This is a genomic window from Desmonostoc muscorum LEGE 12446, assembly GCF_015207005.2.
Classification (GTDB): domain Bacteria; phylum Cyanobacteriota; class Cyanobacteriia; order Cyanobacteriales; family Nostocaceae; genus Nostoc; species Nostoc muscorum.
Map to the genome: position 1 here is coordinate 8,700,558 of NZ_JADEXS020000001.1, position 25,805 is coordinate 8,726,362.

General features: G+C 41.7%; 11 protein-coding genes and 1 pseudogene. 8 read left to right on the forward strand and 4 right to left on the reverse strand.

Annotated features, from left to right (window positions below):
- Nucleotides 1–153 precede the first annotated feature (153 nt).
- The 8 genes and pseudogenes from IQ276_RS35660 (at nt 154) to purU (ending at nt 14,338) form a co-directional block, all read left to right on the forward strand.
- A complete protein-coding gene (locus IQ276_RS35660; RefSeq protein ID WP_193915643.1) occupies nt 154–2,298 on the forward strand; it encodes an EAL domain-containing protein in 2,145 nt (714 codons plus the stop codon).
- Between the two features lie 295 nt (nt 2,299–2,593).
- Entirely contained in the window at nt 2,594–7,648 is a 5,055-nt protein-coding gene (locus IQ276_RS35665) for a PAS domain S-box protein (protein WP_193915641.1), read from the forward strand.
- 9 nt (nt 7,649–7,657) lie between these two features.
- Nucleotides 7,658–7,945: a hypothetical protein gene (locus IQ276_RS35670; protein WP_193915640.1), complete on the forward strand. Its 288-nt coding sequence runs from the start codon at nt 7,658–7,660 to the stop codon at nt 7,943–7,945.
- A gap of 747 nt (nt 7,946–8,692) precedes the next feature.
- On the forward strand, nt 8,693–9,679 hold the full coding sequence (locus IQ276_RS35675; RefSeq protein WP_190879032.1) for an ABC transporter ATP-binding protein: 987 nt from the start codon (nt 8,693–8,695) through the stop codon (nt 9,677–9,679).
- Nucleotides 9,680–10,489, forward strand: coding sequence for an ABC transporter permease (locus tag IQ276_RS35680; RefSeq protein ID WP_193915638.1), 810 nt, complete (start codon nt 9,680–9,682; stop codon nt 10,487–10,489).
- 112 nt (nt 10,490–10,601) lie between these two features.
- Nucleotides 10,602–12,460, forward strand: a pseudogene (locus tag IQ276_RS35685) (GldG family protein).
- Nucleotides 12,461–12,544: 84 nt separating this feature from the next.
- Nucleotides 12,545–13,171 (forward strand): DUF4340 domain-containing protein, encoded by a 627-nt coding sequence (locus IQ276_RS35695; protein ID WP_193917072.1) that lies wholly within the window; start codon nt 12,545–12,547, stop codon nt 13,169–13,171.
- A 312-nt stretch (nt 13,172–13,483) separates the two neighbouring features.
- A complete protein-coding gene (gene purU, locus IQ276_RS35700) occupies nt 13,484–14,338 on the forward strand; it encodes a formyltetrahydrofolate deformylase (protein ID WP_193917074.1) in 855 nt (284 codons plus the stop codon).
- 115 nt (nt 14,339–14,453) lie between these two features.
- Here purU and IQ276_RS35705 read toward each other — a convergent pair whose 3' ends face one another.
- From IQ276_RS35705 to IQ276_RS35720, 4 genes are all read right to left on the reverse strand, one after another.
- A complete protein-coding gene (locus tag IQ276_RS35705; protein ID WP_228043063.1) occupies nt 14,454–15,836 on the reverse strand; it encodes an MFS transporter in 1,383 nt (460 codons plus the stop codon).
- 36 nt (nt 15,837–15,872) lie between these two features.
- The gene (locus tag IQ276_RS35710; protein ID WP_193917076.1) at nt 15,873–22,256 is read right to left on the reverse strand and encodes a non-ribosomal peptide synthetase; all 6,384 of its coding nucleotides are present in this window, start codon (nt 22,254–22,256) and stop codon (nt 15,873–15,875) included.
- Between the two features lie 104 nt (nt 22,257–22,360).
- A complete protein-coding gene (locus tag IQ276_RS35715; protein WP_228043064.1) occupies nt 22,361–23,320 on the reverse strand; it encodes a sterol desaturase family protein in 960 nt (319 codons plus the stop codon).
- A gap of 569 nt (nt 23,321–23,889) precedes the next feature.
- Nucleotides 23,890–25,533, reverse strand: a complete 1,644-nt coding sequence (locus IQ276_RS35720) for a lipoxygenase family protein (RefSeq protein ID WP_193917078.1) — start codon at nt 25,531–25,533, stop codon at nt 23,890–23,892.
- Between the last annotated feature and the right edge of the window lie 272 nt (nt 25,534–25,805).

The window sequence follows — 25,805 nt, forward strand, 5'->3', positions numbered from 1 at the left end:
TCAATCTAAAATCCAAAATTGGTTGAGTCACAAAGCCGATTATACAATAGCGAAACTCCCGATTAACTCATTTATCGACACTGGAGGCGTTTTAAAAAAATTGGAATCAAAAGATTGGCGGATTAGTCAATGGGTTACCAAGGAGATCGTGGGATGACTGAAACCTTGAACGTCCTGATTGTTGAAGATTGCGAGACTGATGCTATGTTAGTTCTCAGTGAATTGCGTCGTGGTGGTTTCAATCCAATCTGGCAGCGTGTCCAAACAGCCGAACAGCTAAGCCAAGCCCTCAATAACGGTAGCTGGGATGTGATGATTTCAGATTACCGATTGCCTGGATTCAATGCTCCTGCGGCTCTGGAAATAGCAAAGCAAAGTCACAAGGATATTCCTTTCATTTTAGTTTCCGGCACAATCGGCGAAGTATTGGCTGTGGAAATGATGAAAGCAGGCGCTCATGATTATGTGATGAAGGATAACTTAAATCGATTGCCAGAGGCGGTGCGTCGAGAACTTCGGGATGCAAAGGTGCGGGCAGAGCGCAAACAAGCCCAAAAGCTGCTACAAACATTAGCATCTAATATACCGGGAATGATTTACAGCTTTGTACACCATTGTGATGGTTCTGCTGCCTTTGAGTACATCAGTTTGGGTTGTCTGGATCTTTTAGAGTTAACACCAGATCTAGTTTTAGAAAATGCCTCTGTTTGCTTTGGACAAATTCATATTGGCGATCGCGCAGGATTTTATACAGCTGCCAAACAGAGTGCTGAAACTTTAAAACCATTCTCTCACGAGTGGCGATTAGTTACACCCTCTGGCAAACTCAAGTGGGTACAAACAAATGCTCGTCCAGAGAGTCGAGAGAATGGGGATATTGTTTGGTATGGTGTTTTATTGGATGTGACCGACAAAAAACAAGCACAAGAGTTAATTATCCACAACGCCTTGCACGATCCATTGACGGATTTACCGAATCGGACACTTTTGGTGGAGCGGCTGGAATTAGCCATTAACCGAACTAAGCGAGTAGAAACCTATCGTTACGCAGTTTTGTTTTTAGACTTAGACAGGTTCAAAGTGATCAATGACAGTCTAGGACATTTAGCTGGAGACCAACTACTCAAGCATATTGCTCAAAAGCTCAAAACTCATTTGCGGGAGGTTGATTTAGTCGCTCGCATTGGTGGTGACGAATTCGTAATTTTGCTGGAAGATATTCCTGGTATTGAAAAAGCCATTCAAGTTACTGAGCGTATCCTGAGAGATTTTCAAACACCGTTGATACTGAATGATGCCGAAGTAGTTATCAGTACAAGCATCGGTATTGTTTTAGGAACAAATCATTATTGTCAAGCCTCCGATTTACTGCGAGATGCCGATATTGCCATGTATCGAGCCAAAGCTCAAAAGAGAAGTTCCTACAAAATCTTTGATGTCAAAATGCACACTCAAGCCGTAAATCGACTGACTTTAGAAACCGATATTCGCAAAGCTTTGGAACGGGAAGAGTTTGTGATATACTATCAACCGATTGTTGACATCCTGGGTGATGCCTACGGCAGACAAAGCCAACCCCAAGCAGGTCGGCTGATTGGATTTGAAGCATTGGTGCGCTGGCAACATCCGACTCGCGGGTTTGTTTTGCCGAGGGAATTTATGGCGATCGCTGAAGAAACCGGGCTAATTGTGCAAATCGATCGCTGGATGCTTTACACCGCTTGTCAACAACTGGCAAACTGGAAAACAAAGTTTACCACTCACTTGCCACTGAAAATTAGTATTAACCTTTCTGCTCAAGATATTCGCCAAACCAGCTTAATTGAAGACATCGATCGCATCCTCGCCGAAACAAATTTACCAGGCGATTCCATAGCCCTGGAAATCACCGAGAGTATGCTCATTGAGAATATCAGTAAGACAATTGATTTATTAACCGAACTAAAGGCCAGAAAAATTCAGATTAGTATTGATGACTTTGGTACTGGTTATTCATCGCTTAATTATCTCCATCGTTTACCCACTGATAATTTGAAAATCGATCGCTCCTTTGTGAGTCAGATGGAGGAAGGAAACCGTAATTACCAAGTCGTTAGTACCATCATTGCTTTGAGCAATCAACTCGGATTAGGCACTGTTGCAGAAGGTATTGAAACACCACAGCAACTTCACTGGTTACAGCAACTAGGATGCGAATTGGGTCAAGGTTACCTGTTCTCTAAACCACTGAGCCACCAAACAGCAGAAGCACTTCTGGCAAGTAACACTTTGTATTTATCTTCTAACTATTGCGCCTAAATAAATAAACAACTAACCCATGAGTAGATTTTATCCCATCAATTTTGCGATTAACTTGGGTTACTACCTTTTGGGAAATTGAGTATTTATCGTCAGCAAATCAATCTTATGGCTATAGAGAAATAATCATAAATTCTGGCTTTACATACTACATAACTTGATAATTAGCTTCTAGCAAAAGAAGTTTTTAAAATTAAACAAAAATCTATCTAGAGATAAATTACTAAAAATTACAAACTAGCTTAGGGTGTGTAAAGCCTGTGCAATAAGTATTGGTTACTCCCAAACATTCTTGATGCTCCATATTCACTATTCCCAATTACTGCGTTATGGCATTGTTGTATTAACCGTCGCACTTGCACTAGTGCTAATGCTGATGCTAGACCCCTGGCTGGGCATGAGTGGAACTCCTTTTTTGCTGTTTTTTAGCGCTGTAATGGTGAGTGCCTGGTATGGTGGTTTGAAATCAGGGCTGTTGGCAACCTTCTTGTCTGTGTTATTGAGCAATTACTTCTTCCTCCCGCCAGTTTATCAACTGAGTTTTGACCTATCCAATTCCGTGCGAATTGGATTATTTGCATTACAGGGATTGCTCTTTAGTATTTTATGTGAGGCATTAAAGACTTCTAAAAGAGGGGCTGATGTAAATTTACAAAAGCTCAAAGTCTCTGAAGAGCGATTTCGCTTAGCCTTGAGCAGTTCAGATATTATGATATTTCAGCACGATCGCAATTTGCGATATCAGTGGATTCATAATCCTCAAGGTGGAGACACAGCACTAGAAATCCTGGGTAAGTCTGATGCTGAATTATTTCCCGCCTCAGTAGCACAGCAATTGACGGCAATTAAGCAAAAAGTATTAAAAACTGGTATTTCCACCCGTGAAGAGGTTTGTCTGCCAGCCTGTGGAGAAAACCGTTACTATGATTTGCTGATTGAACCGCTAAAGGATGCAGACAATAACATTTATGGTATTACTTGTGTGGCTGTGAATATTACCCAGCGCCACCAGACAGAACTAGAAAAAACTAGATTGCAAAGGGAACTTCAACAAGCCCTTCAGCAAAAAGATGAATCTTTGGCGTTGCTGAATGCTTGGCTCACCACTTCACCAGTAGCCCTAGCTTTCCTTGATACCGAACTTCGCTACGTTTACGCTAATGAAGCCCTAGCAGCCGTCAATGGTTTACCACAAAGTCAACATATTGGTCGCACCTTTCGGGAAGTCCTACCCCAATGGGCAGAACAAATTGAGCCTGTGTTTGAGCAAGTGATGGCAACCAGGCAGCCCTTACTTAATCAGGAAGTCAGCGGTGAAACTTATCCGCCTGGGGTGTATCGTTACGGCATTGTCAGCTATTATCCGGTGTGTTTACCCGATGGGCAGTTATTAGGAGTAGGTATCACATCTGTTGATATCACTCAGCAAAAGCAATCTGAGCAAACATTACGGGAAAGCGAAGCGAAGTTTCGCAGTGTAGTTGAGTCAAATATGATTGGCATTGGCTTCTGGGAGAAAGACGGCAAAATCACAGACGCTAACGATGCCTTGTTGGATATGTTGGGTTATTCTCGTGCAGAATTAGTTTCCGGCAAACTGAACTGGCAAAACCTGACTCCAGCAGAGTACTTGCCACTCGATGAGCAAGCACTGATTCAACTGCAAAACAGCCCCTCTTGCACACCCTATGAAAAAGAATATATCCGTAAAGACGGCTCACACTTGCCAATTTTGATAGGTGCTAGCCAATTTGAGGGGAATTGCGATCGAGGAGCTTTCTTTGTTCTCGATATTACACAGCGTAAGCAGGCTGAGCAAAGACTCCGTTATATTGCCCAAGTTAGTAGTGTACTATCTACTTCCCTGGATTACGAAGAAACCCTAGAACAAATTGCCAAAATTTCAGTTCCCCAGCTAGCAGATTGGTGTAGCGTCGATATTGTCAATGAAGATGGTTCCATTCGTCGCTTACCAATTGCCCATGCAGACCCATCCAAAGCCGAATTAGCAGGTAAACTTCAGCAGTATGCCCAAGATTACAAGGGTGCAAGTGCAATTACTAAAGTACTGCAAACTGGGCAAAGCCAACTAATCCCCGAAGTACCTGACTCGCTATTAGTGGCAAATACTCAGAATGAAGAACACTTAGAACTTGTTCGGCAATTGGGGATGAAGTCTGTGATGATTGTGCCGTTAATTGCAGGAGGGCGAGTACTCGGCACCATCAGCTTTGTCACCGCTGAATCAGACCGTCGTTACGATCGCTCTGACTTGACTTTAGCAGGAGATATCGCCTATCGTGCTGCCTTGGCGGTGGAAAATGCCCAACTTTATCGAGACATTCACCAAGCTTTAATTCATTATGCCGAATCTCTCTCTCTCCTAGATGCGCTGCTAGCAGCCGCTCCCGTTGCTGTATGCTTTTTAGACCGCCAACTGCAATATATCCGGATTAATCAGGTGTTCGCAGACATTAACGGTTTAACCATAGAAGAACATTTAGGACGGAAATTTCCAGAAGTCCTGCCAGAGATGGCCGCTGAGTTGGAAGTGCAGTTACAGCAGGTGTTGAATACTGGAGAACCACTGCTGAATGTCGAAATTCGCACCCAGACACCAGGACAACCCGACAATTACGAATACTGGCTGGGCAATTATTACCCAGTCAACAACCGAATGGGCGAAACAGTAGGAATTGGGATGATTATGGCAGATGTGACAGCAGCAAAACAAACAGAAGTTGCCTTGCGAGAAAGCGAAGAAAGATTCCGGGCAATGTTCAACCAAGCTGCTGTCGGCATTAGTTTGGTAGCCTTGGATGGACGATTTCTTCAGGTGAATCCGGCACTGTGCGAGATTACTGGCTACAGCCACGAAGAGTTAATGCAAATGAACTTCCAACAAATTACCCACCCTGATGACTTAGAAGCTGATAGAGAAAATGCTCGGCGAGTTTTGGCACAAGAAGACATTAATGGTTATTCCCTAGAAAAGCGCTACATCCGCAAAGATGGTTCCATTGTTTGGGTCAACTTAACTTCATCAGCAGTTTGGAATAATCAAGGACAACTCAAGTATGCCTTAGGCATTATCGAGGATATTAGCGAACGCAAACGAGTTGAAGCCACCCAACAGTTTTTAGTCGAAGCCAGCACCCTACTAGCTGCCTCGTTGGATTATGAAATTACCCTAGCTAATGTGGCTAATTTAGCAGTTCCTACCCTAGCTGATTGGTGTATTGTAGATGTTTTTCAGGAAGATTGGTCAAGTAAACAAATTGCGATCGCCATTGCCGACCCCACAAAACAAAATATCTTAGACGAAATCCAACGGCGTTATCCACCCAAAAGCACAGCACAACAGCTTGTGCAGCAACTACAGATGGGAATATCCGTCTTTTATCCCGAATTATCTCACTCTCATCTTCTGGTGATGGCTCAAGACGAGGAGCATCTGCAATTGCTACAAAGCCTGGGTATTCATTCTTTAATGGTGATTCCAGTCCGTTCCCGTGGGCAATTATTTGGCGCAATCTCTTTTTTTACAGCCGAGTCAGGTCGGCACTACCAACAGGTAGACTTGGCATTAGCAGAGGATATTGCTCGTCGGGCTGCTACAGCCATTGACAATGCTAGACTCTACCAAGAAACTCAACAGGCAAAACAAGCAGCTGAGCGTTCCGTCAATCGTACCGTACTTTTACAAAGCATCACCGCCGCCCTCTCGGAAGCCCTAACTCCCCAACAAGTAGCTGATGTGGTGATGAACCAAGGAATTGCTGCTTTGGGAGCGTGTGCTGGTTCCGTTGTCTTACTGACTCAAGGAAGTACTACCTTGAAAGTTGTCCAAGCAACTGGCTATCCACAACCACTCACAGATACCTGGGGAAGTTTTCCCATTACTGCTCCTAACCAAATCGCAGAAACAGTCAGAACTAAAAAGCCGATTTTTTTAGAAAATGTAGCAGCTTTGATGGCAAATTATCCCAACTTAGTTGATGCTGTGGCTCTCACTGGGAATAACGCCTGGGCTTCCATACCATTGATAGCAGAAGGTAAAGCCATTGGCGCACTGGGATTTAGCTTTGCTACTGCCCAAGGTTTTAACGAAGAAGACCGGGGATTTATGTTGACATTGGGACAACAATGTGGTCAAGCCATCGCCCGCGCTCAACTTTACGAAGCAGAAAAAACTGCACGGGCACAGGCTGAAACAGCCAACCGCATTAAAGATGAATTCCTCGCTGTCCTTTCTCACGAACTGAGAACTCCCCTCAACCCGATTTTAGGATGGGCAAAGTTACTCAGAACCCGCAAGTTCGACGAAGCGACTAAAGTCCGTGCTTTGGAAACAATTGAACGCAACGCCAAATTACAAACCCAACTCATTGAAGACCTGCTGGATGTGTCGCGGATTTTACAAGGTAAGCTGAGTCTAAATCTTCATGCAGTGGATTTGAAAGTTGCGATCGCCGCTGCCCAAGAAACAGTACGTTTAGCAGCCGAAGCCAAGTCAATTGAAATTCAGACGCTTCTTAGTAATGATGTCGGCAAAGTTTTAGGTGATGGCGATCGCCTGCAACAAATCATGTGGAATTTACTCTCCAATGCCGTTAAATTTACACCATCAGGAGGAAGAGTAGAAGTACGTCTAGAACAAGTTGACTTGGATGCTCAAATCCAAGTGATTGATACAGGTAAAGGGATCATCCCGGAATTTTTGCCTCACGTCTTTGACTACTTCCGCCAAGCAGATGCCAAGACAACCAGGGTATTTGGCGGATTGGGATTAGGGCTAGCAATTGTGCGTCATTTAGTTGAACTTCACGGTGGTACAGTTGAGGCAGACAGCCCCGGAGAAGCACAAGGGGCAACCTTTACAGTTAAGCTACCTTTGCTCAAAAGTGCCGAGTTACGAGTTCCCAGCCCGGAATCTTCTAACTTAGAACTCAATAGTGAAGACTCATTACTTTTGGGAGTGGAAATTTTGCTTGTGGACGACCAAGCAGATGTACGTGACTTTTTTAGCTTTGCCTTAGAAGAGTATGGAGCAACTGTAACCGCAGTTGCATCGGCAGCCGAAGCATTAGAAGCACTAGCCCAATCAAAGCCAGATATCCTATTAAGCGATATTGGAATGCCCTTCATGGATGGCTACATGCTGCTGCGCGAAGTCAGAAAATTGCCGCCAGAAGAAAATGGACAAATTCCAGCGATCGCTTTGACTGCTTATGCTGGAGAAATTAACTACAATCAAGCCATAGCAGCCGGATTTCAAAAACACCTACCGAAACCCGTAGAACCATTGGATTTAGCTACTGCGATCCTTAATCTAATTGGTAATTCCTAAGTTGCATTTATGCAAGAAGTCTATTCTGTTCGAGTACCCGAATATCGTGTTCAAGTACCCGAATATCGTGTTCAAGTACCCGAATGTTGTGTTCGAGTACCCGAATATCGTGTTCAAGTACCCGAATGTTGTGTTCGAGTACCCGAATATCGTGTTCGAGTACCCGAATGTTGTGTTCAAGTACCCGAATGTTGTGTTCGAGTACCCGAATGTTGTGTTCGAGTACCCGAATGTTGTGTTCGAGTACCCGAATATCGTGTTCAAGTACCCGAATATCGTGTTCGAGTACCCGAATAGGACTTACGCACTCAGATCCCCCAACCCCCTTAAAAAGGGCAGGGCTGTTTCATTCCCCAAAGAGCTTTAAAAATCAAGGGTTATAGCAATTAAAAATTAGTTATTTTGTTACCAGCGTGCCCAGAAAATGAACTATTTTACTGATATTTCAGTGTTTAAATGTTCATCTCATCGTCACCCTGACTTATAATTTTCTCGCTAACCATCTTGACAAATCCTGTTTGAAATGGAATGAAACAGCCCTGCTTAAAAAGGGGGCTTTAGAAGTTCCCCCCAATTTATTGGGGGGTTAGGAGGGATCTACGTTTCAGGCTTCAGTGCGTAAGTCCTACCAAATATCGTGTTGAAGTACCCAGGCAGCTCAAGCTAAATTAAAAGAAGAGATATAAAAGTTGTCATAGCAGTTTGTTTTTCCCTCCTGTTGCACGTTTAAGGGACTTCCAACTAAAAAAATATTCCATCACTGTGAAGGCAGGGGGCAGGGGGAAAGAACAGTCCCGTTGAGTCCAGAAATTGGAATAATTTATTTTTTGGAGTTCCCTAATATCTTCTGGACGATTTCGACCCCCTCGAACTACTGATGCAACGCCCTGGGATTTTCTCCACTGTAGGTTTTTTGACTAAAATACCCGCTACACTTTACCAGAAATCGACAAAAAATTTATGTTGCCCAATGCCCAATCCCACATCCCCAATATCGTGATCTAAGATTATTGGGTATCCTATAATTTACGATCGCCACCAACGATGATTGAAGTTGAGCATCTAAGTAAAATATACGGTTCCACCCCAGCGATTACTGATGTCACTTTTAGCGTCGAACCAGGGGAAATCTTAGGGTTGTTAGGCCCCAATGGCGCTGGTAAAACTACAACCATGAGGATTCTGGCTGGTTATTTACCGGCAACCAATGGCAATGCCCGCATTGCTGGTTATGATGTCCATGAAAATTCCCTGGCTGTGCGCCAAAAAATTGGCTATTTACCGGAAACACCGCCGTTATATCCCGAAATGACGGTGGAAGGATTTTTGCATTTTGTAGCCCGAATTAAGGGAGTTTCAGCAGGCGATCGCAATAATAAGGTAACAGCAGCCATCGAACGCTGTAACTTACAAGATAAGCGCCGGGTAATTATTCGCAAACTTTCTAAAGGATATCGTCAACGGGTAGGAATTGCTCAAGCGATCGTCCACGATCCTCCAGCAATCATTCTCGATGAACCCACCGTTGGACTCGATCCCAGACAAATAATTGAAGTGCGGAATTTAATTAAAAGTCTCGCTGGTACTCACACAATTATTCTCTCCACACACATCCTGCCAGAAGTGAGTATGACTTGTAGCCGCGTCGCCATCATCAATCGCGGGAAAGTAGTCGCAACTAATACACCAGAAAATTTAATGACCCAGTTGACAGGCGGCTCAGGGTATGAAATTGAGATAGAAGGAGAAGCCGCCCTCGCCAAACAAGTCTTGCAAAATATCGCGGGTGTAAGTTTGGTAGAATCAATTCCGACAGCGGGAGGTCATCAACCCCAGGCAAATCGGGCTTATTTGCGGGTGATATCGCAACCAGGGAAAGAACCAGGAAAAGATATTGCCACAACATTAGTGCGTGCAGGGTTTGGTTTACATGAATTGCGGCGAGTTAACGCTACCTTAGAAGATGTGTTCTTGCAACTGACCACAGAAGAAAAGAATTTAGAAGCAGCCACACAAGGAGAAGCCGCATAAATGGGTGTAGTACTGGGTAATATCATTGCCATTTATCGCCGAGAGTTACAGAGTTATTTTGTATCACCTTTGGCATATGCGATCGCAGGTGTATTTTGGTTCGTCGCCGGGTTATTTTTCGTGATGATTTTAGTAGGGCCAAATGGCATTTTTGCAGCAGCGGCGACAATAGATTTACAAGCACAACAAGGGGCACCAATACCAACAATAGATTTCGCCTACGAATTTGTGCGAGCATTTTTGGATTCAATGGGTGGGCTGTTGTTATTTATCCTGCCAATTCTCTCAATGGGACTTTATGCCGAAGAACGTAAGCGGGGCACTTTAGAACTATTAGCCACGTCACCAATCACCAATTGGGCGGTAGCTGTAGGTAAGTTATTAGGCGTGCTAACATTTTTTATCACTATGATTGTGCCCGTGGTAGTGTTGGAAGCGATCGCGATCGGTGGATCAAATCCACCAATGACGCCCTCAGCTCCCTTAGTGGGTCATTTTGGCTTAATCTTGCTAGCAGGGGCAATTTTATCTTTAGGAATGTTTATTTCTTCATTAACAGACAGCACAATTCTCTCTGCTGTTCTCACCTTTGCAGTAGTCTTATTACTGTTATTTATTGATACAGTCGCCAAAATTATTCCTGGTTCCGTAGGTGAAGCCTTAAGTTATCTGTCGTTGCTGAAACATTACAACATCCTCATTCAAGGTATTTTCGATACCAGCGCCTTAATTTTATTTGCCAGTTATATTTTTTTGGGCATCTTTCTCACAGCTCAATCAATTGATGCACTGCGCTTTGGGCGTCAGTAGTCATATGAGTTATGAGTACAGACGCGATTAATCGCGTCTGTACAGGAGTGAAGAGTTAAAACTCATAACTCACAACTCATAACTCATAACTCCTCACTTCAGTCTAATTAATATGAAGATAGTTGCAAAGAAAAAACTGTGGAAATATCTGTTTTGGCTAGGCCCGTTCCTAGTTGCTGTAGGGTTAACAGTTGGGTTAGTCTCTGAACAATGGGGATTAATTTCATTAGCATTCCTGATTCCAGGAATTGTGATTATTGGGTTGTGGATAATATGGCAAAGCTACCAAACTAATTGGTGGAAGCGTCGGTCTACCCAAGCTGGAACTAATGCCTTGGTAGCAACCATAGCAGTATTAGCAATTTTGGGATTGATTAACTTTTTGGGAACTCGCTACCACTTTCGGGCAGATTTAACAGAAACTCAATTGTTTACCCTTGCGCCTCAGTCACGGGAATTGGTGAAAGCCCTGCCACAGCCAGTTAAAATCTGGCTATTTGATATTAACCAGAATCCCCAAGACCAACAATTATTAGAAAATTATCGCCGACAAAGCTCAAAGTTTAATTTTGAATATGTCGATCCCCAACTTAGACCAGGACTGGCAGAAAAAATTGGTGCCAAAGATTATGGCGAAGTTTACTTAGAATATGGGGATAAAAGGGAATTAGTACAAACAATCAATCAAAATGAACGCCTTTCAGAAATCAGATTAACCAGTCGCCTACAAAAACTAACAAGTTCAACAACAACCAAAGTTTACTTACTCCAAGGTCATGGCGAACGCCAACTTTCACCTGGTAAAGGTGCAATATCCCAAGCAATGGAGGGATTAAAGGATAAAAATTACACAACAGAACCCCTGAATCTAGCAGAAAACCCAAAAGTTCCTCAAGATGCCGCTGTGGTCATAGTAGCTAGCCCCAAGCGAGGACTTTTTGAAGCCGAAGTCAAAGCCTTGCAAGAATATCTGAATAGAGGCGGTAACTTACTGCTGATGATTGATCCTAATACCGATCCCAAACTTGACAGCTTGCTAAAAGAGTGGGGTGTTCGTCTGGATAATCGTTTAGCAGTAGATGTTTCAAGTGAAAGCGTCGTCGGACTTGGCCCTGCCGCCCCCTTAGTCACAGAATACGGACAACATCCGATAACCCAAGATTTCCGCAACGATATTTCTTTTTATCCCATTTCCCGACCTCTGGAAATTACCTCAGTACCCAGTATCCAAGCCACTCCTCTACTGCAAACCAAACCCTATCCCAGTAGCTGGGCAGAAAGCGACCTAGAAAGCGAAAAATTGGAATTTAATCCAGATAAAGACCTCAAAGGGCCTCTGACCTTAGGCGTTGCCTTAACAAGAAAACAAATACCCAAACCTACACCCACTCCCCAAACTTCACCCACACCTTCCCCGCTACCATCACCAACCACCCAAAGCAAAGCTAGCCCAAAAACTCCAACTTCCCCATTACCATCACCAACTACCCAAAGCCAAGCTAGCCCCACTTCTGCACCTGCGGCTACTGCTTCCCCCACTCCCTCATCTGCCCCATCCCCCTCATCTCCCCCACTCCCTCATCTTCCCCATCCCCCTCATCCCCCCCCACTCCCTCATCTTCCCCATCCCCCTCATCCCCCCCCCACTCCCTCATCTGCCCCATCTCCCTCATCTCCCCCACTCCTTCATCTCAAACACCCACCGAGTCCCGCTTAGTCGTTTTCGGAAATTCTAACTTTGCCACCGATGGCTTGTTTGACAAGCAACTAAATGGAGATGTATTTCTCAACTCAGTCACCTGGCTGAATCAACAAGATAAGCAACCCCTTTCTATTCGCCCCAAAGAACCCAAAAACCGACGGATAACCCTAACAACCACCCAAGCCAATCTTTTAACAGTGTCATCTTTGTTAGTTTTACCCCTCATTGGGTTTGCGGCAGCAGTTCTTATCTGGTGGCAACGACGGTAAAAAGGAACTAGTGGTTGGAAATTCAAGCTTCCCTACTTCCTACTCCCTATTCCCTACTCCCAATAAATAACAAATGACAAAAAAATGAAATTGCCACGAACAACTTTACTTTTGATACTGCTAGCACTGGGTTTAGGCAGTTTTGTTTATTTCTATGAAATTAAGGGTGCTACTCGGCGAGAAGAAATCAAAGAGGAAAAGCAGCAAATTTTCTCTTTTGCCGAAGATGATGTGCAGACTTTAACAGTAAAGACAAAAAAACTTACCCTGAATCTGGAACGCAGCAATCAATCTAGTAACTCCAAGTGGTTAATTAAATCTCCAATATCCGAACCAGCAAATGACGCTATTGTTTCTTATTTGATGGATTTGTTAGTCAAGAGTAAGAGTAATCGCACTTTGCCAACTCCAGCAAATGAGCTTGGACAATTCGGTTTAGATCAACCACAAGCAACTATTAATATTACACTGAAAAATCAGCAAAGCCATCAGTTAATTTTAGGTAAATCTAACTTTAACGGGCGTTTATTATATGCTCAAGCTGACCCACCTACAAAACCCAATGGTAATGTCAATGTGCTATTGGTATCTACAGATTTTCAAAATGCTGTAAATCGGGAATTATCAGAGTGGAAACAACCCGTAGATAATGTTAAATCAACACCTTTGCCAAGCAATCTACCTCTACCAACTCCGACAAATGCCAAATAGGCAATCATAGAAGTTCTCATATCTGTTAATATAACCCTCAATAGGGGCATACATCTGTACGCCCCTACTTTAAATCTCACTACTTTTTCTAAGTTATACCAATTCTGTATGAAAATGCACATAATAATACCCCCCTGTAGTCCCCCCGATGCTTTGGGGGGACGCCGATAGCCGGGGGGTGAATTATATGCAGCTTCACAAATAAAGGGTATTATACCAATTTGAAAAATGATTACCACAGATGAATTCACTAAACCCACATTCAGAATGCTATTTTCAATCTAAAATCTAAAATCTAAAATCTAAAATAGTATGACAAATCCGACAGCAACTTTGCTAATTTCCTGCCCGGATCAACGGGGACTAGTGGCGAAATTTGCCAATTTTATCTATTCTAATGGTGGTAATATTATCCATGCAGACCAGCATACAGATTTTGCTGCCGGGTTATTCCTCACGCGCATTGAATGGCAGTTAGATGGCTTCAATTTACCGCGAGAGTTTATTGCACCGGCTTTTAATGCTATAGCTCAACCTTTAGGCGCTAAATGGGAACTACATTTTTCTGATACTGTACCCCGTATTGCTATTTGGGTAAGTCGCCAAGACCATTGTTTATTTGACTTGATTTGGCGACAACGTGCTAAAGAATTTATCGCTGAGATTCCTTTAATTATCAGCAACCATTCTAGTTTAAAGGTCGTAGCAGAGCAATTTGGTATTGACTATCAACACATTCCCATTACTAAAGAAAACAAACTAGAACAAGAAGTCAAACAACTTGAATTACTGCGACAGTACAAAATTGATTTAGTTGTATTGGCCAAATATATGCAGATTGTTAGTGCAAATTTTATTAATCATTTTCCGCAAATTATCAATATTCATCACTCATTTTTACCAGCATTTGTAGGAGCAAACCCTTATCATCGAGCTTTTGAACGTGGTGTGAAAATTATTGGTGCAACTGCTCATTATGCCACTGCTGATTTAGATGCAGGGCCAATTATTGAACAGGATGTAGTGCGAGTTAGTCACCGTGATGAAGTGGAAGATTTGGTGAGAAAAGGCAAAGATTTAGAGCGAGTTGTATTAGCAAGAGCAGTGCGATCGCACTTACAAAATCGTGTATTAGTCTATGGTAATCGGACAGTAGTATTTGAGTAGATTTCTAGCATAAATTCTCCTTGCCTATCGCGCTTGCGCTGTGCTTCTCTGCGAGACGCTTAGCGTAGCTTGGTTCTCCGCAGGAGTACGCGCACCACGCAAATAAATTCAAAAATCAAAGTTTCTCCAGAGTAACTTTCTGGCTTAGACATTCATCCATATCTTGTGAAAAGTCAAGTTGATCTGAGAAAGGACTTGTATCCGGTAACTCATCTTCCAGCAGACGCAGACGGGGATAAAAGTAGGCAATGAAGGTGACAAAGATGCTAAATATACCCATAATGACAAACATCAAACCAATACCGCGACCATGCCCAACACCAATAATTTGCCCAATGCTAGCTGCTCCCAACCCATCAGCAGCCATCAACGGTTCAAAAACTTGGTCGGCTAGTGGCCCTGCTATCAGATAAGAAAGCGGCAGAAAACCCTGAGTAAGCGCACTACGGAATGCAAAGACCCTTCCCTGTACCTCTGGAGCAACTTTCTTTTGGTAAATTACTTGAATTCCAGCATTCACGATTGGAACTATGAAAAATATAAAGAAATTAGAGATAGTGAACAGAATCGGGAAAGGACACAAGCCAGCCAACACATAGAATAAACCCAAAAAAAACATTGAGATAAATATTATATTTATCTGGCGCTCTAGTCCCCCCCAAAAGCTCATAACCAAACTACCGACTAACATCCCAGAGCTAGCAATAGAAGAGATTGTCCCCAGATTTTGAATGGAAGTGAAGGAAAGTACCAGAGGTGTAGTTAGAGCTTCATCGAAACCGATAAGGAAGTTACTGATACCAATAAATATGACTAACCCAATCAGTCCAGGTCGCTCAATTAAATAATTCCATCCAAAAGTCACTTCTTGCAGCAATGAAGAGAGAAAACCAACTTCTTCTCGATCGGTTTTTGGTTTTGCGATCTGAACTTCAGGAAAATTAACCAGTAACAAACAGATCAGGGCAAAGCACAAAGTTGTCAGATCAATGATAATAACTCCCGGAATTTGGACACTTACCAGCAGTGCAGTTGCCAGCACTGGTGAGAGGATTTCCGCAATCGCCAACCTAATCTGCGTCATCGAACTAGCACGACCAAGTTGTTCTTTAGGCACTAGTAATGTTGTGGCTGAAGAATAGGCGAGGGACTGAAAGGCACTGAAGCCGGAGCTAATAGCACTAATTAAGCACAGACTCCAGATTTCTAGGTTGCCATTCATAAATAACCAGGCAATGGTTAAGGTACACAGACCAGCGCAGAAGTCACTAATAATCATGATCCAGCGACGACTCCAGCGATCTACAAACACTCCAGCAATGGGGGAGATAATAATCGCAGGTAAGGTCGTTGATAGAATCAGGAGAGTGAACTGGGTGTTTGAGTTAGTATGCTGATAAATCCAAATACTCAGAGCAAAACTGGTCATGCGAGAGCCAACCAGAGATAGCACCTGACCAATCCAGATCAAGATAAAAACACTCATGCTTTGAGTCATAAATACCGGATGATAAAAGAAAGGTTCGCCCTCAACTTATACAAATTCAGAAACCTGGCTGCTTGGATGTTGGACAAGCTTCTCTAGAATTTTTTGGTAATTGCTAAACAGATACTCAATGGTTTCATTTGTAAATAGCTCTGTGCTGTACAAGACTTTAATTTCAATGGTTGGATTATTTACAGAAGGTGAAGAAACATAAAGTTCTAGAGGAATTTCCGCATACCATAGGCTGCGATCGCGCTTAATTGTTACAAAGTCTACATCTAACATCCAGTCATCGTAATTTTGTACAGGTAGCATGGTCAGAGATGCTGAGAGGTTAAGTGGTTGTTTGCTTGTAATAGCGTCAATGACTGTTTGAACAGAAATTTCTTTATTGTTGATTGCTTCCGTAAGGGTTTCTTTCACCTGCTCTAAAAGAGTAAGTCCCGTTTCCTCAGATGAAAGATACGATAACGAAGCGTTGCTGCGGAGCGCAGATCGCAAAATTACGTCGTTGATAAAGCAACCGAGCATTTTTTCGGTTTCTACTGTACTACGATTACCAACTGTTGCCATTACTAAAATTTCGTTTTTACCACTGTAATTAAACAAAAGTATCTTCAGAGCAGTCAGAATGATGACAAAGATGGTGACTCTTTGAGAACGGCTGAGGGTTTCCATTGATGCCACAAGACTGGCTGGCAGAACTACAGAATAAATAGATGCGCTTGTGCTGTTACTCACCTGTGGCTGATTGCTAGACACCACATCAGATGCCAGTGAAGTATTAGTCAGTTTTTGTAGCCAATAAGCAAGTTGCTGTTCTATTACCTTTTCATTAAAGTATTTCCGTTGCCAAAGGGTAAAATCTGCGTACTGAACAGATAATTGGGGTAAGGGTGAAGGTAAACCATTGGCAAAAGCTTCATAGAGTATTCGTAACTCCTCCAACAACAGGCCAAATGACCACCCATCTGTAATAATATGGTGCATATTTATGATCAACCAATGCTCCTGTTGAGCTAATCGCAGCAAGGTTGTCTTGATTAGAGGACAAGAAGCTAGATCAAAATGGTGCTGATATTCCAGAGCAGCAAGTATTTGCGCTTTAGATGTTCGCTCTGTCTTAGGTAGGTTTTGTAGGTCTATAATCTTCAACGGTATAGTCAGGAATGGGGTAATGATTTGTACGGGTTGACCTTCTACCACAGCAAAGGCCGTCCGTAATATTTCATGACGGCGAATAATCTCGTTGAAGCTAGATTCCAACACACTTGCAGAAAGCAAACCAGTAAAACGTAAAACAAAAAAGCTGTTGTGGGCGAAACTTTCAGGAGCTAATTGTTGTACAGACCATATATACTCTTGTGCAAAAGACAGTGGTATGTATGTGTCTCGGACTTGAGGGACAAGAGGTTGTAAGGTATCAAATGTCACAGTACTTGCACTCTGCTCCTGTAACTCAACCTGACGAGCAGTTATCACCTGACTAAGTGCAGCTATAGTAGGTGCTTCAAATAGAGAGTGCAGAGGAAGTGCGATCGCCAAACTTTCTCGAATGCGAGATATTACAGATGTTATCAGGAGAGAGTGTCCCCCCAATTCAAAGAAGTTATCGTAGATGCCTACTTTTTCCCGATGTAATACTGTACACCAGATTTCGGCTAATTTTTCTTCTTGCCAAGTACGAGGTGCGACAAAAGCGGCTTCTAGTTCTGAATTTGTTGTCTCTGGCTTTGGCAAAACCCGGCGATCGACTTTACCATTAGGAGTCAGGGGTAAGGTTTTGAGCATCACAAAAGCAGCTGGTATCATATATTCAGGCAGCTGTTGTTTGAGAAACTGACGCAATTCGCTACTAGTCAATGTTTCTGTTTCGCCAACAACATAAGCTGTTAAATATTTATTCCCTGGTTCGTCTTCCCGTACAGTCACCACTGCTTGCTGAACTTGGGGATGTTGACTCAGGATCGTTTCAATTTCTCCTGGTTCAATGCGAAAACCGCGAATTTTAACTTGGTTATCAATGCGTCCCAGAAATTCAACATTTCCATCTGGTAAATAACGAGCTAAATCACCTGTCTTATACAATTTATAGTTGGCTTGGAAAGGATGAGAAATAAATTTTTCGGCTGTTAATTCTGGACGGTTGAGATAACCTCTAGCTAAACCTACACCACCAATATGTAATTCTCCAGGTACACCAATAGGAACAGGTTGTAAATAGCGATCGAGAATATACACTTGGGTGTTAGCAATGGGACGACCAATAGGCGGAAGTTTACTTGCTAATTTTCCAGGTAAAATTTGCACAGAAGTTGTAACTACAGTATTTTCTGTGGGACCGTAGTTATTAAAAAACTTAAATGGTAATGTCTCTGATGAATAATAATTAAGTTTATCTCCACCAGTTAATATAGTCCGTAAAGCTGTATTTTCTGGCCATGCTAAAAGACATAATTTTTCTGCTAAGGGTGTAGGAATAAAACTAATAGTAATATTTTGTGATATCAACTGCTCTTGGAGGGTTTTTGGTGAAAGCAGAAACTCTGATTTAATTAAATATATACTTGCCCCGACTACTAAATAAGGCCATAATTCCCACACAGCAGCATCAAACGCTGTTCCTGCTAACTGTGTTCCTCGATCTGATAATTTAACTTCAAAATTGTTTAAGTGCCAAAACAGTAAGTTTAACAGTGCTGAATGTTGAATTAGTACAGCTTTGGGTTGCCCTGTAGAACCAGAAGTATAGATGACGTAAGCTAAATTTGCAGGTTGTACACTATTAATAGGATTATCTAAACTCTGACTTGCAATAGTTTCTATATCTTTATCCCAACAGATGATTTTGGTTTGTGCTTGCTCTAGCGTTGCTGATAAATGTGGCAGTAATGAAGAATGAGTCAAGATAACCGACATTTGCGAATCTGCCACCATATAATTGAGGCGTTCTGGGGGATAATTAGGATCTAGGGGAACATAAGCACCACCAGCTTTCAAAATGCCCAAAAATCCCACTGCCATTTCAAAAGAACGTTCCAAAAAAACACCCACTAAAGTTTCTTTCTCTACACCACAAGACTTCAAATAATGGGCTAGTTGGTTAGCTTGGACATTTAATTGTCGGTAGGATAATTGCTGATTCTCAAATACCACTGCTACCGCATCAGGTGTTTTTTCTGCTTGTATTGTTACTAATTCATGAGTACACTTATCTTGTGGGTAATTAGTTTGTGTATTATTCCATTCCCCAAGTAGCTGATGCTGTTCAGCTGCTGTCAGCAGTGGTAAATTAGCAATTTGTTGTTCTGGATTGGTAACAATACCTTCTACCAAAGTTTGAAAATGTCCTACCATCCGTGCAATGGTGTCAGCATCAAACAAGTTGGCATTATATTCAAATGCCCCCCTGAGTTCTGAGTCTATTTCTTGCATCGACAGGGTTAAATCAAAAGTCGCGCCTGCGGTCGGTCTGTCTAATTCGATCTGCGTTACACTCAAACCTGGCAATTCCAGTTTTTCCACTGGGGAATTTTGCAATACAAACATCACCTGGAACAGAGGGCTGTGGCTGAGGTGACGTTGTGGTTGGAGAAATTCAACCAGTCGATTAAAAGGTACATCTTGGTGAGCGTAAGCATCAAGAGCAACCTGTCGTACCTGGGTTAGAAGTTCTCGAAATGTAGGGTTGTTTTTTAAGCGGGTGCGTAAAACCAGAGTGTTGACAAAAAAACCAATTAATGGCTCAAGGGCTGGATGGTTGCGGTTAGTAATGGGAGAGCCGATAACAATATCTTCCTGACCAGTGTAGCGAGAAAGCAACGTCACAAAAGCCGCTTGGAGAGTCATAAATAGGGAAGCACCTGACTTCTGACTTAGGGTTTTCAGTTTGCTAGTCAGATCATCACCCAACTTAAACCTCTCGATGCTGCTACGAAATGTCTGGATAGCAGAGTGCGATCGGTCTGTTGGTAATTCTATTAAGGGTGGAGCATCTGCTAACTGTTGTTTCCAGTAGTTTAGCTGAGTGGCGATAACATCGTTTTGCAGCCACTGACGTTGCCAATAAGTATAATCTGCATACTGGATAGGCAGTTCTGGTAAAGGAGAACCTGCATACAGAATGGACAACTCTTGAAGGAAAATTCCCACTGACCAAGCATCAGAGATGATGTGATGCATCGTTACCAGTAGCACATGGGATTCTGACTCTAGGCGAATGAGGCTGACTCTTAATAAAGGTGCTGTGCTTAAATCAAAAGGTTGTGTATATTCTGCGGTAATTAATCTTTGTAATTCGGACAGTCGTTCAACTTCTGGTAATTCTTGTAAGTCTACTAAGGGTAAAGTAAATGCTACAGTTGCAGCAATAAATTGCACTGGTTTACCATCTACCATGCCAAAGGAAGGACGCAGGGTTTCATGGCGTTGAATAATTTCCTTTATTGCTTGTTGGAGTGTTGTTAAATTCAGCCTACCTACTAGCCGCAATGCCCTAGCAATATTGTAGGCAGCATTTGCTCCTTCCATTTGGTCTATAAACCAAAATCGCTGCTGAGTCAAAGATAAGGGTAATTCCAGAGAACGGGAAACTGGCTGTAATGCTGGTAGGGGATTAGTTTGCTGCTTTTGATGGTGGGAAGTTGCAATTTGTTCGCTTAAACTGGCTACGGTAGGTGATTCAAATAGCGCACCCACAGATAATTCCACAGATAAGGTTTCACGTAATCTAGATATAACTAAACTGGCGAGCAGCGAATGTCCCCCCAATTCCAAAAAATTATCATAAATGCCTACTTTTTGTAATCCTAAAACTTCCGCCCAAATAGTTGCTATAAGTTGTTCTATAGGGGTACGAGGTGCAACAAAGTTACGAATATCAGCAGATATATTTGGTGCAGGTAAGCTGTGGCGGTCTAATTTGCCGTTGGGTAATACTGGCAGTTTCTCCATCAGCACGAAGGCATTAGGAACCATATAATCTGGTAGTTTCTGCTCTAGAAAGCTGCGGATTTCTCCCCAATCAAAGGCTTGATTGTTAGCTACAATATAGGCTACTAGACGCAGGTCTCCTGGTATATCTTCTCTTGCGGTGATTATACCTTCTCGGACACTGGGATGAAGTTTCAATACTGATTCGATTTCTTCCAGTTCAACTCGCATCCCCCGAATATTTACCTGAAAGTCGATCCGACCAAGAATTTCTAGAGTACCATTGCTTGAGTAGCGAGCTACATCACCAGTTTTGAAAAGTCGCTGTTGTGGATTAAAGGGATTAGAGATAAATTTTTCTGCATTGGCTTGAGTTCGGTTTAGATAGTCACGAGCTAAGGTAGAACCTGCAACATATACTTCACCAGACTCACCAATTTTAACTGGTTCAAGATGCGAATTGAGTAAATAAACTTGCTGAATGTTTTCTAAAGGATGACCGACTGGGACATATCCCTCTTCCTGCTTGCAATCCTCTGGAATGACATAAAAACCATGTCCAATAGTTTCTGTTTGACCTAAAATATTAACAAATTGAGGTGGTATTTTAAAGAAGTTACGTAACTTTTTAATTAATTGATAGGGTAGTAATTCGCCACCAAATACTATTAATCTTAATTTTGATTCGCTCAGCGCTTCAGTATATTTTACATCTAAACTTTCTAAAGCCATCAGTCCATAACGCCACACAGAAGGTACACCATCAGAGATAGTGACACCCTGTGTTTGGATTAATTCAAATAGGCTCAGGGGAGTTCTAGTTTGTTCGCGGGTGGCAATGATACTTGTAGCACCTTGGGATAAAGGTAAGAATAATTGTCTGACTGAGGCGGTAAAAGAGAAAGATGCTGTGTGGAGATAAATATCATTGCTATTAACAGGTAATATTTTAGCGATCGCTTGCAAATAATATCCAACACTGACGTGGGGCATTTGCACTCCTTTTGGCTTGCCAGTAGAGCCAGAAGTATATATTAAGTAAGCGAGATTTTCCGGCGTTACATTACACACTGGATTCTCTTGGCTTTGTTGCTCAATTTTCTGCCAGTCTGCATCAAGAAGAATCACTGAAGCGGTAACAACAGGTAGTATCTCTATCCACTCTGTCTTAGTTAAAACCACTTTTAAGTTAGTATCTTCTAACATAAATGCCAGACGTTCTTGGGGATAAGCAGGGTCTAAAGGAACGTAAGCTCCACCCGCTTTGAGGATACCGAGAATTCCGATAATTACTTCAATAGAGCGCTCTACGCATAGACCCACCAATACCTCTGAGCCGACCCCCATCGCTTGCAAGTAATGTGCCAGTTGATTAGCTTTTGCATTCAATTCCCTGTAGGTGAATTGCTGGTTTTCAAATACGACTGCTACTGCATCAGGTGTTTTTTCTACCTGCTCTGCAAACACGTGATGAATACACTTGTTTTGACAATATTTCATTTCCGTTGTTGTTGTTATATCTGAATTTCATAAGTGCATTTTAGCTGTGTTTTGCACTACTTTTTTACAAAATCCCACTAATAGGTGGAATCCATGCATTTAAATCAGACTGAATTTTTGCTGATTCTCTGTCTAATTGCTCTCAAAGGCTGTAAAAATATATTAGTGACACTATTAAACAAATTTGATTCTCCATCTGATAAACCAAAGCTCAGTTTTTCATAGTTGCTTGGCACGTATAAACAGCCAAACATCAAGTCCCAAAATGCGAAAATATAACCAAAGTTTTTATCATAATGTTTGGGGTCTACACTATGATGAATTTGGTGTTGTGCTGGACTGATGAAAATATGGCTGATCCACTGAGAATAAGCTAACCAGATATGAGAATGACGCAAGTTATATCCTGCTAAATAAAAGATAAAAATCTCAAAGCTGACTCCATAAATTAATAGCTCTTTCATCCCGTTTCCAAACAAGTAAATCCAAATGCCTGCTCCGAAATTAGTGACTGTAACAATCGTTATTGTGCCTAAAAACATCTCAAATGGATGAATGCGATATACCGTCAATGGTGTGATGACTTCGGCTGAATGATGTACTTTATGGAATTCCCACAAAATAGGAATTTTATGAGCCAGATAATGGTAGAAAAAATTAGCAAAGTCACCTAATAATGCTAAAAAAATGCTGAATACGATCTGCTGCCATAATTGCGGACTTGTGACGGCAAAAGGTGTGGTAATGCCTGTAATTTGTATCAAACTTTGGCAAGTTATATCGGTAACTTTTACTAAAAATAGTGTTATTGGCACTACGAAAAATATCTCGAACAATGAAATGAAAAAAAAGTATTTGTATTGAGTAATAGATGAAGGATGTAGATAAACTTCTTGAGGTAAAAGGTATTCTAGAAAATTTTTCTCTTTGTCCCGATTGGGTAAACCAAGTATATATAGTATTGTCGCCAGTAAAATAGTTGAAAGCACATATAACCAATAAATTTGAGAGGATGCCAAAAATGGTACTTTAAATGGATATAAAATATTGTTTACTATTTCCATAATTATTTGATTAATTACAAAAAGTTGACTTAATAGATGATTTATGAATTCAACTTCTGAGTATTAAATTTTTACTATAGCAATCGGATCTGATTTGCAAAAATTCCCACGTGCTATATCCCCGATTTTTTTTTAAAATTGGGGTTATAAGTTCTCACTAATGATTGAGGACTGCTATATTAATTCACTGTGTAACCAGACATTAATTTACAGCATATTAACTAGATAGTCAACAAACTCCTTCGGGGTAGGAAACTCTTAATAAGGAATAGGAAACAGGGTACAATAAAACCAAACTATGTGAAAAAAACTAAACAAGGCTCAAACCCTTTTTCCCCCTGCCTTCTGCCCCCTGCTCGCTGCCTTATCCCAACAACAATTATTTACGCCTACTTAGTTATATCTTCTGCGAGTTTTAAAACAACCTCTGAGCAGATACAGAATGGGTTGGAAATTATTGTATGTAAACAAAACAGATAAAAATTACCAAACAAAAACATCTGCAAAAAATCTCAAACCCTTTGTGTGGCTATTTTTGCAGATGTTGAAGAAACTCAAATCGGATGAAATTAGACGCTGATACTATTGGTAACAAGCCTTGGTTTGAGGTAGTTATACTTTATTAAACGACTCTTATTGTTCAACTCAATTTCCCGCTCTACCTCGTTCAAATCCTGCTGAAATGTAACTAAAATATCCTGAGCTTCTGGGTCTGTGAACTTATCGTCATAGTAGCCTAATCTGTCGTAACGGTAAGCTGACAGGATGAATAAAATTGACAATTGGTCAGCAGTTTGCTTCGACGGTGGCAGAAATGATAATAGGCTTTTGCGGTCAGGAATAGTGCCTTCTGCTGTCATTTGTTTATAAGCAGCAAGGGGCATATTCGGCATGAAGGTCATATATTCATATTGTGGGTAGTTAACAGCAGCGTGTTGTGGCCCACAGGTGAAAATTACCGCAGTAGCAATGTCAACTAATTGTTCTAATTTTTCAATCCGCGAAGGAACACCTTTAACTCGTCCGCCTGATTGGGAAACTAATTCCTGCGCCCAAGCTTGCAATTCTAAGTCTGCTGTCAAATCTTGGGGAGTTTTGTAGTATAAATTCAAGTATTCAGACACAAACTTTTTAATGGCATTCCACAATAGCATCCCATCGTCTCGATAGGGATAGTGAGGTAAGTTGTCAGGATCGCCCATACCACGATTTTTGATTTCAGTGGGTAAAGCAAATTGATCTAAGCTCCATTCTTTATAGGCGTTGATCACAATTTGTAATGATTCTTGCAGAGTTCCAGCTAGCAATTCGTCAACAGATCCACCTCTATTAATTAGGCGCTTGCGAGCCAAGTCGTTATTCGCCAACATGAAACGGAAGTGGGGTTTTAGTAATAAATTGAGGGGATGATTATCAGCTAATTGACGGGCTGTGACAATGGCGAAAGGTTCCATGACAAAGTGAGTTCGACAAAGATGACTACTCATTTCATGATGGTTAGCATCAGCAATTTGAACACAAAGTTTGGCATGAAACCAAGTTAAAGGATCGTCAAAAGGTGTGATTAATTGGCTTTGTCTGCCAACTGCGGGATTGAGTTGAATGGCAATAGGTACGAGTTGACCGCGATCGCTAAAACCAGAACTACGCCAACAGAAAAAAGCTAGGGGTGTTGGTAAATACTTTTTACCTCTTTCGTAAGTACCACCTTTAACAAATGAAAGCGGTCTGTAATCAGTTATATATAAATTCCCATTCGCAAGTTTTTCTACCAAATTGATAGATTCGCCAAATTTTTCTTGCAGTTCTTCGATGGTAAACTCAAACCCCAACGGCATCTCTTTAATTTGCTGTAAAGCCACAGGATTCGCGCCACACAGCCGTTGTTCACAAAAAGAGTCATCAGTTTGGTATGTTTTGATGACATTAGGTTTAGGCAAGACTGGAAAATAGTCTTCATAGTCTTGCAATTCATCTAAAGGGTCCCATAAAGCACGGGTTTTAACAGCCAACATATTGATAGGAAGCTCTGCTGTCTCTACTGTACGTTCAGCAATATACCTGGTAGAAAAATTTTCGACAGCAGGTACATCTTTGAGCATTGCGATCGGCGGTAAAAAGTCGTGATCAAATTCATACTCTCCTTGTTTCCGCTCTAACGAAGATTTGCGTTGTGTCGGGTTAGGATCATTTTGAGGAAGGTATGGTTTCATAAATGTTTATCCCAGTTGAAAGTAAGAAGAATAGCAAGTAAGTTAACTAGCTAAAGTCTAGTTAACTTACTCAGCAAGCTTGTTATTGAGTTTGATAAACTGCTATTGACCTTTAAAAGTACTCACGCGATCCTTTTTAAAGGACAATTATGTGGTAAATCATCCGATACAACTTTGAGGTAACACTGAAAATTAATAAAATTGTAAGAATTCAGAATTCAGAACTCAGAATTCAGAATTCAGGAGTCAGAATGAGTGGGAAATATAACTTA